Raw genomic sequence first — 1,398 nt, 5'->3', positions numbered from 1 at the left:
GGGCAGATCGGAGAGGGCCGGCTTGGCGCTGTCGGGGTCCTCGGTCAGTTCGTCGTACACGTCGACGTTGACGCTGCCCGGGATGTGCCACTCCTCGAACTCCGCCTCGTGACGGACGTCGAGGACGAGCGGCCCCTCGTCGTCGTTTCGCAGCTGTTCGCTGAGCGCGTCCGGCGATAGCTCCTGCATCGTACACCGGTATAGCGGGGAGAAGGGGATACGGTCACTGCCGGACATGACCGGCACCGTTAATGCGTGTTAGTTCCAAAATTCCGTATGAGCCTGTACGAGGCCTCGATCCGAGTGAAACACGAGTGTCCGTACCGGGAGATCTCCGAGCGACATCCGGATCTCACCATCCGCGAGTGGCCGCTGAGCGACTGTCAGGTGCTCGAGATCACCGCGGAGACGACGCCGACGGACGCGCTGCTCGACGAGATAGATCAGATCGGAACCGTCCTCCACGAGTCCGCGGACGACGACGGGTACCACGTCGTCACGCAGTCCTGTCTCTGCTCGCTTGAGGAGTCCGTTATCGATCGCTTCGAGAAGCACAACTGCCTGTATCAGTCGCCGACCATCTACCGGCAGGGCTGGGAGCATTACACGGTGGTCGCGTTCGACGGCGCCGACATCCGAGCGCTGCTCGGCGACCTGCGCGCCGACAGGGAGATCGAGCTGCTCTCGAAGACCGAGATCTCGGAGACCCAGATCCCGCACAGCATGCTGGCGCCGGCGAACCAGCTGTTCGAGGACCTCACCGACCGACAGTTGGCGGCGCTCCAGTTGGCCTTGGAGCGCGGCTACTACACCCAGCCGCGCCAGACCTCGCTGCGCGAGCTCGCCGATCAGACGGCGGTCGCCCGCTCGACGTACGAGGAACACCTCCGGAAGGCGGAGAACAAGCTGCTCACGAGCGCGGGACAGTACCTGCGACTCGTCACCGCGACGTCGACGGGCGACCCGCTGGAGGTCGAAGAGACCCGTCGGGCCGAACGGGCCGCGGATTAGTTCGGCGACGGGAAGCGGGACCCTCGGGCGCCGACGAACTCCTCAGGCGCCGACGGAACCGCTTCCGTTCGAGGGCACGGAGTCGTCGAGCGACCGTAACCCCCTTTCGTCGGTTCGGCGAACACGACTCATATGACCGACCCGTCCGACTCGGACGCGTCGCCGCTCTTCGAGGCGAAGGCGTTCGACGAGCCGTCCGTCTTCGATCCGGATGCCCTCCTGAAGAACGCCCGGCGACAGAAGGATCTCCCGGAGCGCCCGGTCCCCGAGATCTGCGTCCTCGACCCGGACGGCGACGTCGTACGCCACCTGACGGCGACCGGAGCGGCGGAGCGAGACGAGACGTGGCCCGGCTACCACACGGACCTCTACCGGTTCGAACGAGAC

The 1,398-nt window shown here is 66.0% G+C and carries 2 protein-coding genes and 1 pseudogene; 2 read left to right on the top strand and 1 reads right to left on the bottom strand.

The window, feature by feature from the left end; genetic code table 11:
* The coding region (locus EXE44_RS16830) for a rhodanese-like domain-containing protein (RefSeq protein WP_137717969.1) at nucleotides 1-189 on the bottom strand (189 nt) is incomplete at its 3' end.
* A gap of 87 nt (nucleotides 190-276) precedes the next feature.
* On the opposite strand from EXE44_RS16830, the gene EXE44_RS16825 reads away from it, so the two are divergent.
* The gene (locus EXE44_RS16825) at nucleotides 277-1,011 is read left to right on the top strand and encodes a helix-turn-helix domain-containing protein (RefSeq protein ID WP_092920945.1); all 735 of its coding nucleotides are present in this window, start codon (nucleotides 277-279) and stop codon (nucleotides 1,009-1,011) included.
* A gap of 132 nt (nucleotides 1,012-1,143) precedes the next feature.
* Nucleotides 1,144-1,398 (top strand): annotated as a pseudogene (locus EXE44_RS16820) (uridine phosphorylase); the annotation flags it as partial.

Origin of the sequence: Halorubrum sp. SS7, from assembly GCF_005435055.1 — an archaeon.
Lineage (GTDB): Archaea > Halobacteriota > Halobacteria > Halobacteriales > Haloferacaceae > Halorubrum > Halorubrum salinarum.
The sequence above is the reverse complement of the archived record's forward strand: the minus strand, read 5'-3'. Positions and strand labels throughout refer to the sequence as shown.